Source organism: Vibrio sp. HM8-C, from assembly GCF_058630515.1.
The window spans coordinates 18,999-35,369 of sequence record NZ_JBMMKS010000026.1 but is presented as its reverse complement, the minus strand read 5'-3'; the positions used below and the strand labels follow the sequence as shown (position 1 = coordinate 35,369).

The 16,371-nt window shown below is 43.5% G+C and carries 11 protein-coding genes; 5 read left to right on the top strand and 6 right to left on the bottom strand.

What is annotated here, in order from left to right; genetic code table 11:
• Positions 1–28: 28 nt before the first annotated feature.
• The 3 genes from ACOSVQ_RS20190 to argE form a co-directional block, all read right to left on the bottom strand.
• Positions 29–568, bottom strand: a complete 540-nt coding sequence (locus ACOSVQ_RS20190; protein ID WP_491984224.1) for a PadR family transcriptional regulator — start codon at positions 566–568, stop codon at positions 29–31.
• A gap of 375 nt (positions 569–943) precedes the next feature.
• Entirely contained in the window at positions 944–3,577 is a 2,634-nt protein-coding gene (ppc, locus tag ACOSVQ_RS20185) for a phosphoenolpyruvate carboxylase (RefSeq protein WP_491984223.1), read from the bottom strand.
• Between the two features lie 242 nt (positions 3,578–3,819).
• Positions 3,820–4,956 carry an acetylornithine deacetylase gene (gene argE, locus ACOSVQ_RS20180; protein WP_491984222.1) on the bottom strand — a complete coding sequence of 379 codons (1,137 nt, stop codon included), beginning with the start codon at positions 4,954–4,956 and terminating at the stop codon, positions 3,820–3,822.
• Between the two features lie 156 nt (positions 4,957–5,112).
• On the opposite strand from argE, the gene argC reads away from it, so the two are divergent.
• The 4 genes from argC (at position 5,113) to argH (ending at position 10,294) form a co-directional block, all read left to right on the top strand.
• Positions 5,113–6,117 carry an N-acetyl-gamma-glutamyl-phosphate reductase gene (gene argC / locus ACOSVQ_RS20175; protein WP_491984221.1) on the top strand — a complete coding sequence of 335 codons (1,005 nt, stop codon included), beginning with the start codon at positions 5,113–5,115 and terminating at the stop codon, positions 6,115–6,117.
• Positions 6,118–6,126: 9 nt separating this feature from the next.
• The gene (argB, locus tag ACOSVQ_RS20170) at positions 6,127–6,918 is read left to right on the top strand and encodes an acetylglutamate kinase (RefSeq protein ID WP_491984220.1); all 792 of its coding nucleotides are present in this window, start codon (positions 6,127–6,129) and stop codon (positions 6,916–6,918) included.
• 134 nt (positions 6,919–7,052) lie between these two features.
• Entirely contained in the window at positions 7,053–8,267 is a 1,215-nt protein-coding gene (locus tag ACOSVQ_RS20165; RefSeq protein WP_491984219.1) for an argininosuccinate synthase, read from the top strand.
• Between the two features lie 152 nt (positions 8,268–8,419).
• Positions 8,420–10,294 carry an argininosuccinate lyase gene (argH, locus tag ACOSVQ_RS20160; RefSeq protein WP_491984218.1) on the top strand — a complete coding sequence of 625 codons (1,875 nt, stop codon included), beginning with the start codon at positions 8,420–8,422 and terminating at the stop codon, positions 10,292–10,294.
• Positions 10,295–10,450: 156 nt separating this feature from the next.
• Here the strand turns inward: argH and ACOSVQ_RS20155 are convergent, their stop codons facing one another.
• Together ACOSVQ_RS20155 and ACOSVQ_RS20150 are read right to left on the bottom strand one after the other, a co-directional pair.
• Complete coding sequence (locus ACOSVQ_RS20155; RefSeq protein WP_491984217.1) at positions 10,451–10,729, bottom strand: DUF3624 domain-containing protein; 279 nt, start codon at positions 10,727–10,729, stop codon at positions 10,451–10,453.
• 77 nt (positions 10,730–10,806) lie between these two features.
• On the bottom strand, positions 10,807–12,516 hold the full coding sequence (locus tag ACOSVQ_RS20150; protein ID WP_491984216.1) for a hypothetical protein: 1,710 nt from the start codon (positions 12,514–12,516) through the stop codon (positions 10,807–10,809).
• A 301-nt stretch (positions 12,517–12,817) separates the two neighbouring features.
• Between ACOSVQ_RS20150 and oxyR the strand changes: the two genes are divergently transcribed.
• Positions 12,818–13,711, top strand: coding sequence for a DNA-binding transcriptional regulator OxyR (gene oxyR / locus ACOSVQ_RS20145; RefSeq protein WP_491984215.1), 894 nt, complete (start codon positions 12,818–12,820; stop codon positions 13,709–13,711).
• A 63-nt stretch (positions 13,712–13,774) separates the two neighbouring features.
• Here the strand turns inward: oxyR and ACOSVQ_RS20140 are convergent, their stop codons facing one another.
• Positions 13,775–16,252 (bottom strand): penicillin-binding protein 1A, encoded by a 2,478-nt coding sequence (locus ACOSVQ_RS20140; RefSeq protein WP_491984214.1) that lies wholly within the window; start codon positions 16,250–16,252, stop codon positions 13,775–13,777.
• Between the last annotated feature and the right edge of the window lie 119 nt (positions 16,253–16,371).

Genomic DNA, 16,371 nt, shown 5'->3' with positions numbered 1-16,371 from the left:
CTATGAAGCTTTTGAGCGTATCGGCGAATTAGCCAATAGCATCAAGTTCAGTCAGTACTTCTTCTGCCCAATCAATCCAAGCCTGACGAAGTAACAGGTTACGACGCAGAGTTAAACGCTCTAAACGCTGCTGTTTATCTAAAACTGCAGGTGTTGCGTAGTAGGCTGCTTCAATTTCCTGATAGTGTGCAACTAGTTTGCGAGACTCTTCAATCAGCTCACCTAGTTGGTTTCTAAAAGGTGTTGATGGTTGAACAGAGCAAGCAATCAGTTTAGCGCTGAACTCATCACGTACCGTTGGGTGAGCAGTTGGTTGGTCGAACCATTCACCTAACGCACTACGGCCTGAATCTGTAATTGAATAGACTTTTCTATCAGGTTTACCTTCTTGCGGTTCTAAAACACACGTAACCAAACCCTGTTGGCCCATTTTGTTTAGTTCGCGGTAAACTTGTTGATGGCTGGCTTTCCAGAAGTAACCAATACTTGCTGAAAATTCTTTAGTGATGTCGTATCCCGTCGCATCACGTGTGCTTAAAACAGTGAGAATTACGTGTGGTAATGACATGTCTTTATTATCCAAATTGGTTAAGTAAGTAAAAAATTGCTTAACTATCATTTGTGCTTCTAATGGCACGCGTTTTTTAAAAAACTGAATGGTTAGAAAACTTAAGCAAAATCAGCACAAATGTGCTTTTCATGTCACCTTAAAGCCGTTTATCACCTAGAGGTAGTTATGCGTTTGCATACCTCGCTACGATCTCTTTTTATAAGTGTAGGTATCGTAGAGGTGCAGTAGTATATCTAAATAATAAGCATAAAGTAGAATACGAGGATAATTTGACTCAAAAAACTGATATTATTCTCAATAAAAATTATAGGCAAAATAAAAGGCCGCATAGTTGCGACCTTTTGGTGTGATTACAATATATAATATTGTCAATTAGCCTGTGTTACGCATACCTGCTGCGATACCAGCAATCGTCACCATCAACGCTTCTTCCAGTTCGGTAGCTGGCGTTTCAGATTGGCGAGTACGGTACAGCAATTCTGCTTGTAGCATGTTCAACGGTTCTACGTAGATATTACGTAGACGAATAGATTCCTGACCCCAAGGATCACTTTGCATCAGGTTCTCGTTGTTCTCAACATTCAGAACAGTCTTAATGTCTTTCTGAAGCTGTTCACGCAGACGTTGGCCCAATGGACGTAACTTCTCATCAACCAGACGCTCATCGTAGTAGCGAGCCAAATCAACGCTACACTTGGTGTACACCATCTCAAGCATACCAAGGCGAGTAGAGAAGAATGGCCATTGGCGGCACATCTCTTCAAGCAGTGCTTGATGACCTTTATCGATAGAGTACTGAATAGCTTCGCCCGCACCTAACCAAGCTGGAAGCATCAAACGGTTTTGACTCCAAGAGAAGATCCAAGGAATCGCACGTAAGCTTTCAACGCCGCCATTCGGGTTACGTTTTGCTGGGCGAGAGCCTAGTGGCAATTTACCCAGTTCAAGTTCTGGCGTAGCTTGACGGAAATAAGGAACAAAATCAGGCTCACCACGAACCACATGACGATAAGCTTCACAAGAAACTTCTGATAGTGCGTCCATCAGTTCACGCCATTCTTGTTTTGGCTCTGGTGGTGGTAGCAAGTTCGCTTCTAGAATCGCACTTGCGTACATATCAAAGCTGTTTACTGCGATTTCAGGTAAACCCAGCTTAAAGCGGATCATCTCACCTTGCTCAGTAACTCGAAGGCCGCCTTTAAGACTCTTCGGTGGCTGAGATAGCAGTGCCGCATGAGCAGGGGCACCACCACGACCGATTGTACCGCCGCGACCATGGAACAAGGTCAGTTCAATACCTTCTTGTTCACATACTTTTACCAGTGAGTCCATTGCGCGGTATTGAGCCCAACCCGCAGACATTACACCTGCATCTTTTGCTGAGTCAGAGTAACCGATCATTACCATTTGATGGTTTTGGATGAAACCACGGTATAGGTCGATGCTCATTAGCTGCTTGATAACGTCTTCAGCATTGTTCAAGTCATCTAATGTTTCGAACAGTGGACATACATCCATACGGTAAGGACAGCCTGCTTCTTGAAGCAGTAGATGCACTGCCAGTACATCAGACGCTGTACGAGCCATAGAAATAACGTAAGCACCGAACGCAGCCCGAGGCTGTGCGGCAATGATCTTACAGGTATCAAGAACCTCTTTGACTGGCTCAGAAGGTTCCCAATCACGAGGAAGAAGAGGGCGCTTAGAGCTTAACTCATTGGTTAAGAATGAAATCTTGTCTTGCTCGCTCCAGTGGTTGTAATCACCTATGCCTAGGTAGCGAGTGAGCTCTGATAGCACATCCGCATGGCGAGTACTTTCTTGGCGAATATCAAGACGAACTAGGTGAACACCGAATGCTTTAATTCGGCGTAGAGTATCTAATAGTGAACCATCAGCAATGACACCCATACCGCATTCGTGCAAAGACTTATAACAAGCGAACAGTGGATCCCAAAGTTGGCTGATATCACGCAGCGGAGCTTTAACGGCTAGCTTTTGACCGTGAATTTTCGCGTCCAGAATCTCTAGTGTTTCTTGAAGTAGCGAACGAATGCCTTTAAGGATTGCACGGTATGGTTCGTGTTCGTTTTCACCCGCAAGCTGACGCAGTTCATCACTGCACTTCGTCATTGATAGCTCGCTGACTAGCTCGTTAATGTCACCTAAGTACAGGTCAGCCGCTTTCCAACGAGAAAGCAGTAGCACTTCGCGAGTAATGGTGTGAGTCACAAATGGGTTACCGTCACGGTCACCACCCATCCATGATGAGAAATGAACAGGGCGAGCATCTAGTGGCAGACCTTCACCTAAGTACTCTTTTGCACGTTCATTTAGATCACGTAGGAATTCTGGTACCGCTTGCCACAGCGAGTTTTCTACCACTGCGAAGCCCCATTTCGCTTCGTCTAGTGGTGTTGGACGTTGCTGACGAATAACGTCTGAATGCCAGCTTTGAGCAATCAACTGTTCTAGACGACGCTCAGTTTTACGGCGTTCTTTAGAAGAAAGTTCAGTTAACTCTAGGCGAGACAGGCACTCATTTATTTTCACCAACTTGTTGATCATCGTACGACGAGTGATTTCAGTTGGGTGAGCCGTTAATACAAGCTCTATATTAAGTTCTCTAAGTGCCTGAGCCGTATCGAGCTTACTAATTGAATTCTGGCTGAGTTTGGAAAACAGAGCGTGAATCGCATCTGGTTCGCACACGTTCTCTTCACAATGACGTGAAATGGTGTGGTATTGCTCAGCAATATTGGTCAAATTCAAAAATTGGTTAAAAGCGCGAGCAACTGGAGTCAGTTGATCGTTTGGAAGGCTTTTTATCTCTTCAATAAGTAGATTCCGGTCTGCTTGATTACCTGCCATTGCAGATTTTGAAAGCTTACGGATGGTTTCTACTTTCTCTAAAATAACGTCGCCATCTGCATCTTGAATGGTCTTACCCAGAAGATGTCCGAGCATGCTCACGTTACTTTTGAGTGCAGAGTATTTCTCGTTCATTGTCATCCTGCCTTGTAAAAAAATTACATCCTGTGTTTTTTGTTAGAAGGACAATTTATCGAAGATTGCCCAGTCTAGTCAAATGATGCTGGTGATATCTTTGCTAGTTTTTACTCTATTGTATGCAATGTAAGTTTGCTCAATTTAGGGTATTTGTTGGAAATTTCTTACAAAACAACAAGACGTTTATCACATTGTTATGAATGTGGTTCGTCTTGTTGTTTGTTAGTTAAAAACGGCAATTAGAAGCAATATTTGTACATTGCTTTAGAAAGGACATTGATAGTCGGGTCGATAAACTCGAAGGCCAAAAATTCATCAGGTTGGTGAGCTTGGTCGATGGATCCCGGACCCATTACCAGTGTCGGACATAACTCTTGTAGGAATGGCGCTTCGGTACAATAGTTAACCGTTTGTGCTTCAACACCGGTGATTTCGCTGATCCCTGCAATAAAAGGATGGTCATGCTCACATTCGTACCCCGGAATTGCGTCATGCAGTGGTTCAATCTCAATTCTTCCCGGCCATTTTTCTTGTACTTGAGTCAGCGCACTGCGCAGCATGTTGTCTAGGCCATCCAAACTGATGCCAGGGAGTGGGCGAACATCATAGTGAAGTTCACAACAACCACAGATACGGTTTGGACTGTCACCACCGTGGATATGCCCTAGGTTTAAGGTTGGACTTGGAATATCAAAACCGGGATGGTGATACTCTTTCACTAACTTGTCGCGTAGTTGCATTAGAGCGAAGAGCACTTCGTACATGATCTCTATGGCGTTGACTCCCAATGCCGGATTTGAAGAGTGGCCTGATTTACCCGTCACTCTTATTGCATTGGCTACGTGACCTTTATGTCCACGGACAGGCACTAAGCTGGTTGGCTCACCGATAATGCAGTAATCCGGTTTGAATGGTGTGTTCTGTGTGAAGTGACGAGCGCCGAGCATCGTGGTCTCTTCATCACAAGTCGCCAATATATAAAGAGGCTTTTTCTGTTTACTCCAGTCAACTTTCTTCACAGCTTCTAGAATAAAAGCAAAGAAGCCTTTCATGTCCGCTGTGCCTAAACCATAGAAGCGGTTGTTTGCTTCAGTTAGCGCATGTGGGTTGTAGTTCCAACGACCCTCATCGAAAGGAACTGTATCGCTGTGGCCTGATAATAATAAGCCACCTTCGCCTTCGCCTTTTTTAGCAATGAGGTTTTGTTTACCTGGAGCGACTTGAACCACGTCCACTTGAAAGCCCAAAGCGCTGCACCAATCGGCCAATTTGGCGATAACTTTCTCGTTGCCTTCATCCCAACGACTATCGGTGGAGCTGATGGATGAGGTTGAAATAAGACCTTCATAAACCTCAAGGAAACTTGGCAATTGCATATATTATTTGCTCCTACTATTGACAGAATTACGTTGAAACTGTAAAACACATATTAAATCACTTTTAGTGAATAAAAAACCGATAAAAGTGCTGATTTTAAATATTTATAGTCACTTTTAATTGTCGATTTTTTACTCGATTTAGGACGTTTTGAGATGTTAAAAACCACCATCATCGGCGCAAGCGGTTATACCGGAGCAGAATTGGCTCTTATGGTGCACAAACACCCTGAGCTCACGCTATCAGGTTTATACGTTTCAGCCAACAGCGCTGATGCAGGAAAGTCAATTGGTCAGCTACACGGTAAGCTAGCAGGTTTACTCGATCTGCCTGTGCAACCTCTTGTTGATGTAGAAAAAACTGCACAAGAGTGTGACGTAGTGTTTCTGGCAACGGCACACGAAGTGAGCCACGACATTGCACCGATATTTCTTGCGAATGGTTGTCAGGTGTTTGACCTTTCAGGTGCTTACCGTGTGGATGGTGAAAGTTTCTATACTCAGTACTATGGCTTTGAACATCAGCATGCTGATTGGTTAAAAAAAGCCGCTTATGGTTTAGCTGAGTGGAATCTAGATAACATCAAGCAAAGTCAGTTAATTGCAGTAGCTGGTTGTTACCCAACCGCTTCACAATTGGCGATTAAGCCTTTAATTGAAAGTGATTTATTAGATTTACAGCAGTGGCCAGTGATCAATGCGACTAGCGGTGTATCAGGTGCAGGTCGCAAAGCGACACTAACTAATAGCTTCTGTGAAGTGAGTTTGCAGCCTTACGGCGTGTTTAATCACCGCCATCAACCTGAAATTGCCACTCATCTTGGGCGTGAAGTGATATTCACACCTCATTTAGGTAATTTCAAACGCGGTATCTTAGCCACTATCACTATGAAGTTGGCGCAAGGTGTAACGGCTGAACAAGTGAAGCAAGCATTCACGCAAGCTTACCAAGGCAAACCTGCTGTTCGTCTATGCTTGGATTCATTACCACGTATCCAAGACGTTGAATTTACTCCGTTCTGCGATATCGGTTGGAAAGTGCAGGGCGAGCATGTGATTGTTGTTTCAGCAATCGACAATTTATTAAAAGGTGCATCGAGTCAAGCGATGCAGTGTTTAAACATTCACTACGGTTTCGATGAGCTAACAGCTCTGGTGTAAGGGTTATATATGACGGATACAAAACTAGATCCATTGGTGATTAAGTTAGGCGGCGCAGCTCTGTCTTGTTCAGAGACGCTAAGTAAGCTTTTTAGCGCAATCGCACAGTATCAAGCCCAAGCTCAACGACGAATTGTTATCGTCCATGGTGGCGGTTACCTTGTGGATGAATTGATGGCGAAGTTGCAGCTACCAACTGTTAAAAAAGACGGTTTACGTGTAACGCCTTATGACCAAATTGGTGTGATTGCTGGCGCGTTAGCAGGTACTGCGAATAAGATGCTTCAAGGTCAGGCAATTAAAGATGGCTTAAACGCGGTCGGTTTATGTCTGGCAGATGGCGGTTTATGTGTGGTTGAAGAGCTTGACCCAGAATTGGGTGCGGTAGGTAAATCAACTGCGGGTGACGGAACCGTCACTAAGCTTCTACTTGAAGCTGGCGTTGTGCCAATTATCAGCTCTATCGGTTTGACAAAAGACGGTCAAATGATGAATGTGAATGCTGACCAAGCTGCAGTATCTGTGGCGAGTGCATTGGATGCCGAGTTAGTTCTACTTTCAGATGTGAGTGGCGTTTTGGACGGTAAAGGTCATCTAATTCCATCACTTGATGAATCAAAGGCAAAAAGCCTGATTGAAGGAAAAGTGATTACCGATGGCATGATCGTAAAAGTGAATGCAGCGTTGGATGCGGCGAAAGAACTTGGTCGTCCTATTGAAGTGGCGACATGGCGTTATCCTGAAAAACTTGCCAAGTTATTCGCAGGTGAAAGCATCGGTACTCAGTTTTTGCCTCAATAGTGAATTAGAAATAGTGATTTAGAAATGGCTGTTTCAACCCACAACAGCCACTTTAAGAACAGTTAAACATACGAATTTAAAGGAATCCTGAGCCCTGACCGCCAAGTGCAGAGCCAGATATTTGGAGATATAAAATGAGCAAAGTTCAAGTCAAAAAAGTTGTCGTAGCCTACTCTGGCGGTCTAGATACATCAGTAATCATTCCATGGTTGAAAGAGAACTACGAGTGTGAAGTAGTGGCATTCGTTGCTGATGTTGGCCAAGGTGCAGAAGAGCTTGTTGGTATTGAAGAAAAAGCTATCGCTTCTGGTGCTTCAGAGTGTTACGTGGTTGACCTGAAAGAAGAATTGGTAAAAGAGTACATCTACCCAACACTAAAAACTGGTGCGTACTACGAAGGTAAATACCTTCTAGGTACTTCTATGGCTCGTCCTGTTATTGCGAAAGCACAAGTAGAAATCGCTCGTAAAGTGGGTGCGGATGCACTGGCTCACGGCTGTACAGGTAAAGGTAATGACCAAGTTCGTTTCGAAGGTGCATTTGCAGCGTTAGCACCAGATCTACATGTTATCGCTCCTTGGCGTGAATGGGATCTAGTGAGCCGTGAAGAGTGTCTGGACTACCTAGCTGCACGTAACATCCCATGTGCTGCGTCTTTGACTAAAATCTACTCTCGTGATGCGAACGCATGGCACATCTCAACAGAAGGTGGCGTGTTGGAAAGCACTTGGAATGCACCAAACGCGGATTGCTGGGCGTGGACTGTTGACCCAGAACAAGCACCAAACGAAGCTGAATACGTCACTCTAAAAGTGAGCAAAGGCGAAGTGGTTGCAGTAGATGGTAAAGAGCTCTCTCCATACCAAGCACTTGTTGCACTCAATGAGAAAGGTGTAAAACATGGTATCGGTCGTATCGATATCGTTGAAAACCGTCTAGTAGGCATGAAGTCTCGTGGTTGTTACGAAACTCCGGGGGGCACTATCATGATGGAAGCGCTACGTGCAGTTGAACAACTTGTTCTAGACAAAGCTTCTTTTGAGTTCCGTGAAGAAATCGGTATCAAAGCTTCTCACCTAGTGTATGACGGTCGTTGGTTCACTCCACTACGTAAGTCAGTATTTGCTGCTGCTGATGCACTAGCTGAAGACATTAACGGTGAGGTGGTTATCAAGCTTTACAAAGGCCAAGCAACAGCAACACAAAAACGTTCTGAAAACAGCCTGTACTCAGAAGAGTTCGCAACTTTCGGTGCAGACGAAGTTTACGACCAAAGCCATGCTGGCGGCTTCATCCGTCTTTACTCTTTGGCTAGCCGTATCAGAGCGCTAAACGAAGCGAAAAAGTAATATCAAAGCTCTCCCCAAGAGAGCTTAAGTAAACATAATAAAAAAATATAAGGATCGCAGATGCGCGATCCTTATTTATAACTTATAAACACTGGCAGAAATGAAGTATTCTTTGGTGCATTAGCCAAGGAATTAGATGCAGGAGAAGCACAATGGCATTATGGGGCGGAAGATTTACCCAAGCAGCAGATACGAGATTCAAAGAGTTTAATGATTCATTACGCTTTGACTACCGATTGGCTGAGCAAGACATTGTGGGTTCTATTGCATGGTCTAAAGCATTGCTTTCTGTAAACGTACTGAGTGAAGACGAACAGCAAAAACTTGAGTTAGCTTTGAATGAACTTAAGTTGGAAGTAATGGAAGACCCAGAACAAATTCTACGTTCGGATGCTGAAGATATCCACTCATGGGTTGAGCAGCAACTGATCAGCAAAGTCGGTGATTTAGGTAAAAAACTTCACACTGGCCGTTCTCGTAACGACCAAGTAGCGACTGACCTTAAGCTTTGGTGTCGTCAGCAAGGTCAACAGTTGCTTATTGCGCTTGACCGTCTACAAAGCAAAATGGTTTCAGTGGCAAGAGAGCATCAAGGCACCGTGTTGCCGGGCTATACTCACTTGCAACGTGCTCAGCCTGTGACTTTTGCTCACTGGTGTTTAGCTTATGTTGAGATGTTTGAGCGTGACTATTCTCGTGTCAGTGATGCGATTAGACGTCTTGATACTTGTCCTCTAGGCTCTGGCGCTCTGGCTGGTACTGCGTATCCAATGGATCGTGAAAAGCTGGCACACAACCTTGGTTTCCGTCGCGCAACACGCAACTCTCTTGATTCCGTATCAGACAGAGACCACGTGATGGAGCTGATGTCTGTCGCCTCTATCTCTATGCTGCATCTTTCTCGTCTGGCTGAAGATATGATTTTCTACAACTCAGGTGAGTCTGGTTTTATTGAGTTAGCTGATACTGTGACGTCTGGTTCTTCATTGATGCCACAAAAGAAAAACCCAGATGCACTTGAGCTTATTCGCGGTAAAACTGGACGCGTTTATGGCTCATTAGCTGGCATGATGATGACAGTTAAAGCTCTACCACTGGCATACAACAAAGATATGCAAGAAGACAAAGAAGGTCTGTTTGACGCTTTGGATACTTGGAATGATTGTATGGAAATGGCGGCGCTGTGTTTTGAAGGCATCAAGGTGAACGGTGAACGTACACTGGAAGCGGCGAAACAAGGCTATGCTAACTCTACTGAACTGGCTGATTACCTAGTAGCGAAAGGCATTCCATTCCGTGAAGCTCACCATATTGTGGGTGTGGCCGTGGTTGGTGCAATTGCCAAAGGCTGTGCGTTGGAAGAGTTAACGCTAGAAGAGTTAAAAACTTTCTCTTCAGTGATTGAAGATGACGTTTACGCGATTCTGACTATTGAGTCTTGTTTGGAAAAACGTAGTGCTCTTGGTGGCGTAGCGCCTCATCAGGTCGCTTATGCAGTTGAACAGGCGGAATTACGTTTATCTAAACGTGATGCGACCTCTGTGAAAGTACGTCCTGCTCGCTTAACAGATATTGAAGCGCTAGAAGGTATGGTGACGTACTGGGCGAACATGGGTGAAAACCTACCACGCTCTCGTAACGAAATTGTCCGCGATATCGGTTCATTTGCTGTCGCTGAACATAACGGAGAAATCACAGGCTGTGCTTCTCTCTATGTTTACGATTCTGGCTTAGCGGAAATTCGCTCACTAGGCGTTGAAGCCGGTTGGCAAGGTCAAGGACAAGGCACGGCAATTGTTCAATATTTGGTGAACAAAGCGCGTCAGATGGCAATAAAGAAAGTGTTCGTACTGACTCGTACCCCTGAGTTCTTTATGAAGCTAGACTTTATTCCAACATCTAAAACTCTGTTGCCTGAGAAAGTTCTCAAAGATTGTGAGAAGTGCCCTCGTCAACATGCCTGTGATGAAGTTGCGTTAGAGGTAAATGTCTCTGAGCAATTAATTACTAAGATGAAAGTTGCATAACGCGTTGAATTTAAAGTAAGGAAAAAAGATCAAAAAAAGATCGAAATTTTCCGGAACCAAAAAGAAAAAGCACGGTCTACTTTAATACCACTGCTTTTTCTTAGAAGAATCTAAGAGAGCCCTAAGACAGATATTGTTTTTAGGGCTTTTTCTTTTTTAAGGCTTTTCATTTTTAGGAGATGGTTTTTCTTCTCCCTGACGCTTGCGCCAAGGAAGAATGACGTACTTCATCCATAAGTGTAAAAATAGAAGCGTATTAAAAGCGAACCCCGCAACGATCAAAGCGATCGACTCAATGCTGCGTGGATCCTGTTTAAAGAAGAAAAACCATATTACCCAGCACACGACCGACAAAACGGTCAGTTGATCCATACAACGTTGACATGTGCCTATCTTCTTCCAAAACCAATTTTGTTGGCAGTTATTGCAAGCCATGGTGCTTTACCAGTTTTTATAAGTACTGCATGAATTCTAACGCTGTTCTTAATAAAAATGGACTATTTAACTTGCAGTTAATGAGTCAGTTTTTGCATCACACTATGTAGATTTAGTGTTCCGTCACAGTGCATCTTTACTCGATTTAGGACGCCTTGATCCCAATTAATCCCGGCAGGGTGGTATTCCCATTTCACAAAAGCAACATTTGGGTTTTCACAATAGGTTGAAGCTTGATGAGCCACACCCCCATCAAATCGAAGTGTAGAATTGAGTTCAGATAAAGTCGCTTTGGTGTGTCGATTCGGTTTGTTGAACCACCAAAATTCAGAACGTTGAAGTTCTTCATAGCTATAAATTTGGCTGTTTTCGATATTTTTTGTCTTGCCTTGAATACAGGTTTCACCCGTAATAGTTAACTGCGATTCATCGAAATGCAGTTTACGTTTAGCAATCGTACCGTTTTCACAAATTCGAGTGTCTTGCCAAGTGCCAGAAAAGTCTATATAGCGGTCTGCAGTGGAGTGGTCTATTTGATAATAGTAGTTAACTTGCTGATGAGTATTCTTCTGAGTGCAAGCAACACGATTACATTCGTTGCCCTGCAATTTCGCTGCGTTGTTTATTTCAGTGACAATTTGAGTGGCCGGATCGTAGCTTCTTGAAATCAAAGAATGTTGCCAATGTCCTAAACTATCAACAGGCAATGTGCTGACGACAAAGTGATTCAAAGTATTTTGATACGATGAAGAAAATACTCCACCGTGAAAGCCATTCCTGCTGAATATTTTATCAACATTTGAGCTCGGTTTGTTGCTCAGCAATAAATGCGTGAAGCCTTGAGGCAAATAGGATGGAAGTTCGACAATGTTGTATTTGGAGCTTCTTAATTGTATCACGTCGTGATCGTGAATTTTATAGTCGTAAAAAACAGCACTATCCATCACATCTAATGTTTGCCCATCAAGAATTTTATCGATATGTACAAATTCGTAGAAGCGATTTTGTAACATGTAGCTATTGGTTGCTTTGATATGTTTTACGTAAAGCAACTCGTTTCCAGAAAGAGGATTAATCGCATTTGTATCACCTCGCTCAATTTTGTTTAGGCTGTTGTATAAATGCTCAACTGCTTCAAATTCATTAACGACATTGTGCGACTTTACGCCAATACTGATTAAAAAAGTTCTTACACTGTCCATATTGTCTAAACGTAGCTGCGCAAGAGCTACGGCAACGTTGCTTGCAGGTGTAGACTGCAAGTGATTGGGGATGCTCAGCTGCTCATCCGTAGTAGAACCAAATTCTTTGTCTAGAGACTGAAGTAGAATCGCTACACTTAACGCACGTGTGTATTTTCCTGTAATTTCAAAAGGAGTGATTACTTTCTGTAAAGAAGCAGCACCTAGTTTTAATCCGTTTTCATTTCCCAAATAAAAAGTAATCACATCACCTTCATTTGCTTCAAATTGACCTTCTGAATTTGTAAAGCCAGATAGACCTGAACTTGTTGAATAAAAGAGTCCTTCCACCGGACTATCGACGAATCGATAGGTCGCTATTGTTTTGTTATCTTCTGTAGTTTTCGGCGGGGGCAGTTTATTAGTGGGTTGTTGGGCTGATTCTGATTCGGTTGGTGACGGTTCTGTGGTTAGACGTGGTGCATTATTTGACGGCGGGAGCTCGGCCACTAACGGTGGTGTTAATCTGGCTGTCGAATTTGAATCGCTTTTGCAGCTACAGAGAGTAGCCAGAAAAGTGATCGACATAAGGATACGAATGAGCATAGTTACACCTATTGAAATCACGATAGTTGAGCTTTGAAGGCGGTTAATGTTTATTGAGTTTTATTTGAACGTTTATTATGCAATTGACTGTTTTTATTGAAATACAGGTATGAGTTTGAATTTGCTATTGGCGAGTCACTACACGAAATGAATGTAATTGATTGCATATTTTTTAGGTGGTTGCAGGAGGGAAGGGCTTTGCTATTTCTAATGCTAGGATGAGTTTGTATGTATAAAATCTTTGATAGATCCAATCAGTTGATGTTATGGTTTTGATAGTTCAATTCTATCGGGGTGAATAATGAATATTCGGGACTTTGAATATTTGGTTTCGTTGGCAGAGCATAAGCATTTTCGCAAAGCAGCCGAAGCATGCTTTGTTAGTCAGCCAACATTAAGCGGGCAAATTCGTAAACTGGAAGACGAGCTGGGCACGGTGCTGCTGGAGCGCAGTAGCCGACGAGTTCTTTTTACTGAGTCTGGCTTACAGCTTGTTGAACAGGCAAAGCGTATTCTGGGTGAGGTAAAAACTTTCAAAGACATGGCAAGCAAACAAACCGGTGCCATGACAGGGCCAATGCATATTGGATTTATTCCGACTTTGGGGCCTTATTTGCTGCCTAAGATAGTTCCATCCCTAAAAGAGCATTTCCCAGAGTTAGAGCTGTTCCTTCATGAAGCTCAAACACATCAATTAGTACAGCAGTTGGAAGATGGTAAGTTGGACTGTTTGGTTCTGGCTTCGGTGGATGAAACGGCACCGTTTAAAGAGATTGAAGTGTATAACGAACCAATGAGCATTGCTGTTCCTTGTGACCACCCGTGGGCAGACCACGATGAAGTCGATATGTTGGAGCTCAATGGGAAGACGGTTTTAGCGCTTGGCGATGGGCACTGCCTAAGAGATCAAGCTTTGGGATTCTGCTTTGCCGCGGGTGCAAAAGACGATGACCGATTTAAGGCAACCAGCTTAGAAACTCTACGCAACATGGTTGCAGCAGGAGCGGGAATTACCTTGCTGCCTAAGTTATCTCTGCCAAAAGAAAAAGTGAAAGACGGAGTGTGTTATATCAAAGCGGTCAATCCTGAGCCATCTCGCCGCTTGGTTGTCGCATACCGCCCAGGTTCTCCCTTACGTCAGCGTTTTGAAACCTTAGCGAAACTAATGAAAGAAACCTTAGATGCTCAAGCTTAATTGTTTGTATTAGTTATAAAAAAAAGAGGCGATTAAGCCTCTTTTTTGCATTTGAATCAGAGATTAGAACAACTCATCTCCACCGCTGGTTGAATAAATATCACCAGAGAGGTTTTCTTGAACATACTCTTTAGGTTCTGTGCCTTTTAAGAAATACTCAAACATCGATGTTGCGTCTTGTTTATTGGTTAACAAGCCTGTGTCTCTGTCGATACGCACGCGAACAATGTCATTTGGTAGCACTTTTTCTTGCTCTGGTACACCTTCCAGGGCTTGGCTCATAAACTCAATCCATGCTGGTTGAGCTGTTTTTGCACCAGCTTCAGCTCCCGCAACGTCATCTTCGATGTTTGGATTTGGTATCGTTTTACCTAAGTTGCGGCTGTGTTCATCAAAGCCAACCCAAGCGATAGCAACCACACCCGGAGCATAACCGTTGTACCAAGCATCTTTGGAATCGTTTGTTGTACCGGTTTTACCACCAATGTCTCTGCGTTTGAGTGCTTGAGCGCGCCAACCAGTACCGTTCCAGCCCGTTTTTTCAGCCCAGTTACCGCCACCCCATATATTGCTATACATCATCTCGCGAACGAGGAATGCGGTTTGCTCAGATAGAACTTGCTTAGCATAGTGGTGTTCAGCATCTTGCTCACCAAACTCGCTTTCAGCTTTAGGGCAGTTTTGGCGGCAAACAATTGTAGGTTCAGCTTCAAACTCTACATCACCGTATGGGCCTTCCACTTTTTGGATGTAGTATGGCTCAACGTAGTAACCGCCGTTAGCAAATACAGAATATCCTTGTGCCATTTTTACGGGTGTTAAACTACCAGCACCCAGCGCGATGGTTTCTGATTTTGGCAATTGGTCGATGTCAAAGCCAAATCGAGTCAGATATTGACGGGTATCTTCCAGACCCACTTCTCGTAAAACACGAACCGCCATTACGTTTTTAGATTGTGCTAAGCCAATGCGAACACGAGTTGGTCCTGTGTATGTCGGTGGTGAGTTCTTAGGACGCCATGCCGTACCTTGACTTTCATCCCACTGGTTAATTGGGGCATCATTGATGAGTGTCGCTAGAGTTAATCCTTTATCTAAAGCTGCGGCATAGATAAACGGCTTAATACTTGAACCTACCTGACGTACTGATTGTGTCGCGCGGTTAAATTTATTGTGAACAAAGTTAAAACCACCTACCAGTGCTTCAATAGAGCCATTTTCAGGATCCATAGCAACAAAAGCCGTATTCGCATTAGGTACTTGGCTTAATTGCCACACTGGATTCTCTGATTCTTGTTCTGATACTTTGCGAACCCAAATTTGCTCGCCTGTATTTAGAATCTCTTTGGTGCTGGTTGGAACTGGTCCTTGGCGTTCGTCAGTGATAAAGCGACGAGCCCAATTCATATTGTTCCAATCAATAGTGAACTCACCCTGATTCTTAATCCAAACTGTGGCTGATTTTGGTTCAGTGCTAAGCACTACAGCAGGTGACAGCTCACCATATGTAGGCTCATTTTTCAGATGTTCAACAATTTGTTCTTCTGTCCAAACTGCTTGACCAGATTTCCATAATTCTTTTTCTGCACCACGATAGCCATGGCGTTCATCGTAGGAAATCAGGTTGTGAATAGCGGCTAAGTTGGCAGCTTGTTGACGTTTTGAGTCCACGGTAGTGTAGATGTTCATACCTGATGTATAAGCATCTTCACCGTAGCGTTCAATCATCCAAGCACGGGCAATTTCCGCTACATATGGTGCGTTTAGCTCGATTTCCGCCCCGTGATAGTTGGTCGGTAGAACTTCTGCACGCGCCTGATCATATTGTTCTTGAGTGATGTACTTTTCAGAAAGCATTCGAGCCAAAACAACATTTCGACGGTTGGTTGCTCTCTCCAAAGAGTAAATCGGGTTCATTGTAGACGGTGCTTTTGGCAAACCAGCAATTAGAGCAATTTCACCTAAGCTGAGGTTTTTTACTTCTTTACCAAAGTAAGATTGTGCAGCCGCTCCTACACCATATGAACGATAGCCTAAGTAAATTTTGTTTAGGTATAGCTCAAGGATTTCTTCTTTTGAAAGCAATTGCTCAATATGAATAGCGATAAAAATCTCTTTGATTTTACGCATAATTTTCTTCTCGTTAGACAAGAAGAAGTTACGAGCTAGCTGCTGAGTAATGGTACTTGCACCTTGAGATGCACTGCCTGATGCTACGACGGCAAAAGCCGCACGGGTAATACCAATCGGGTCAAAACCATAGTGGTCATAAAAACGAGAGTCTTCTGTTGCGATGACCGCTTCTATCAGCTCTTTTGGCATCTCATCCAACTTAAGAGGAATACGACGTTTTTCACCGAACTGAGCGATGAGTTTGCCATCTTTACTAAAGACTTGCATTGGGGTTTGGAGTTTGACATCACGCAAAGTCGCGACATCAGGAAGTTCTGGTTTCACATATAAATAGAAACCAAAAATTGTACTGACTCCAAGAGCTATGCAAATCAATGAAAAAATTATTAAACGCTTTATGAACTTCACCGGAGAATCCCTGTTTAGTAGAGGCTGCCTTAATGCAAACCCTAGTACTCTAAGCTAAAAATTTAGCTCTCAAAAGTAGTTACCGCTTATTTACCAAATTAATAGGCGTTTTTAGCGGA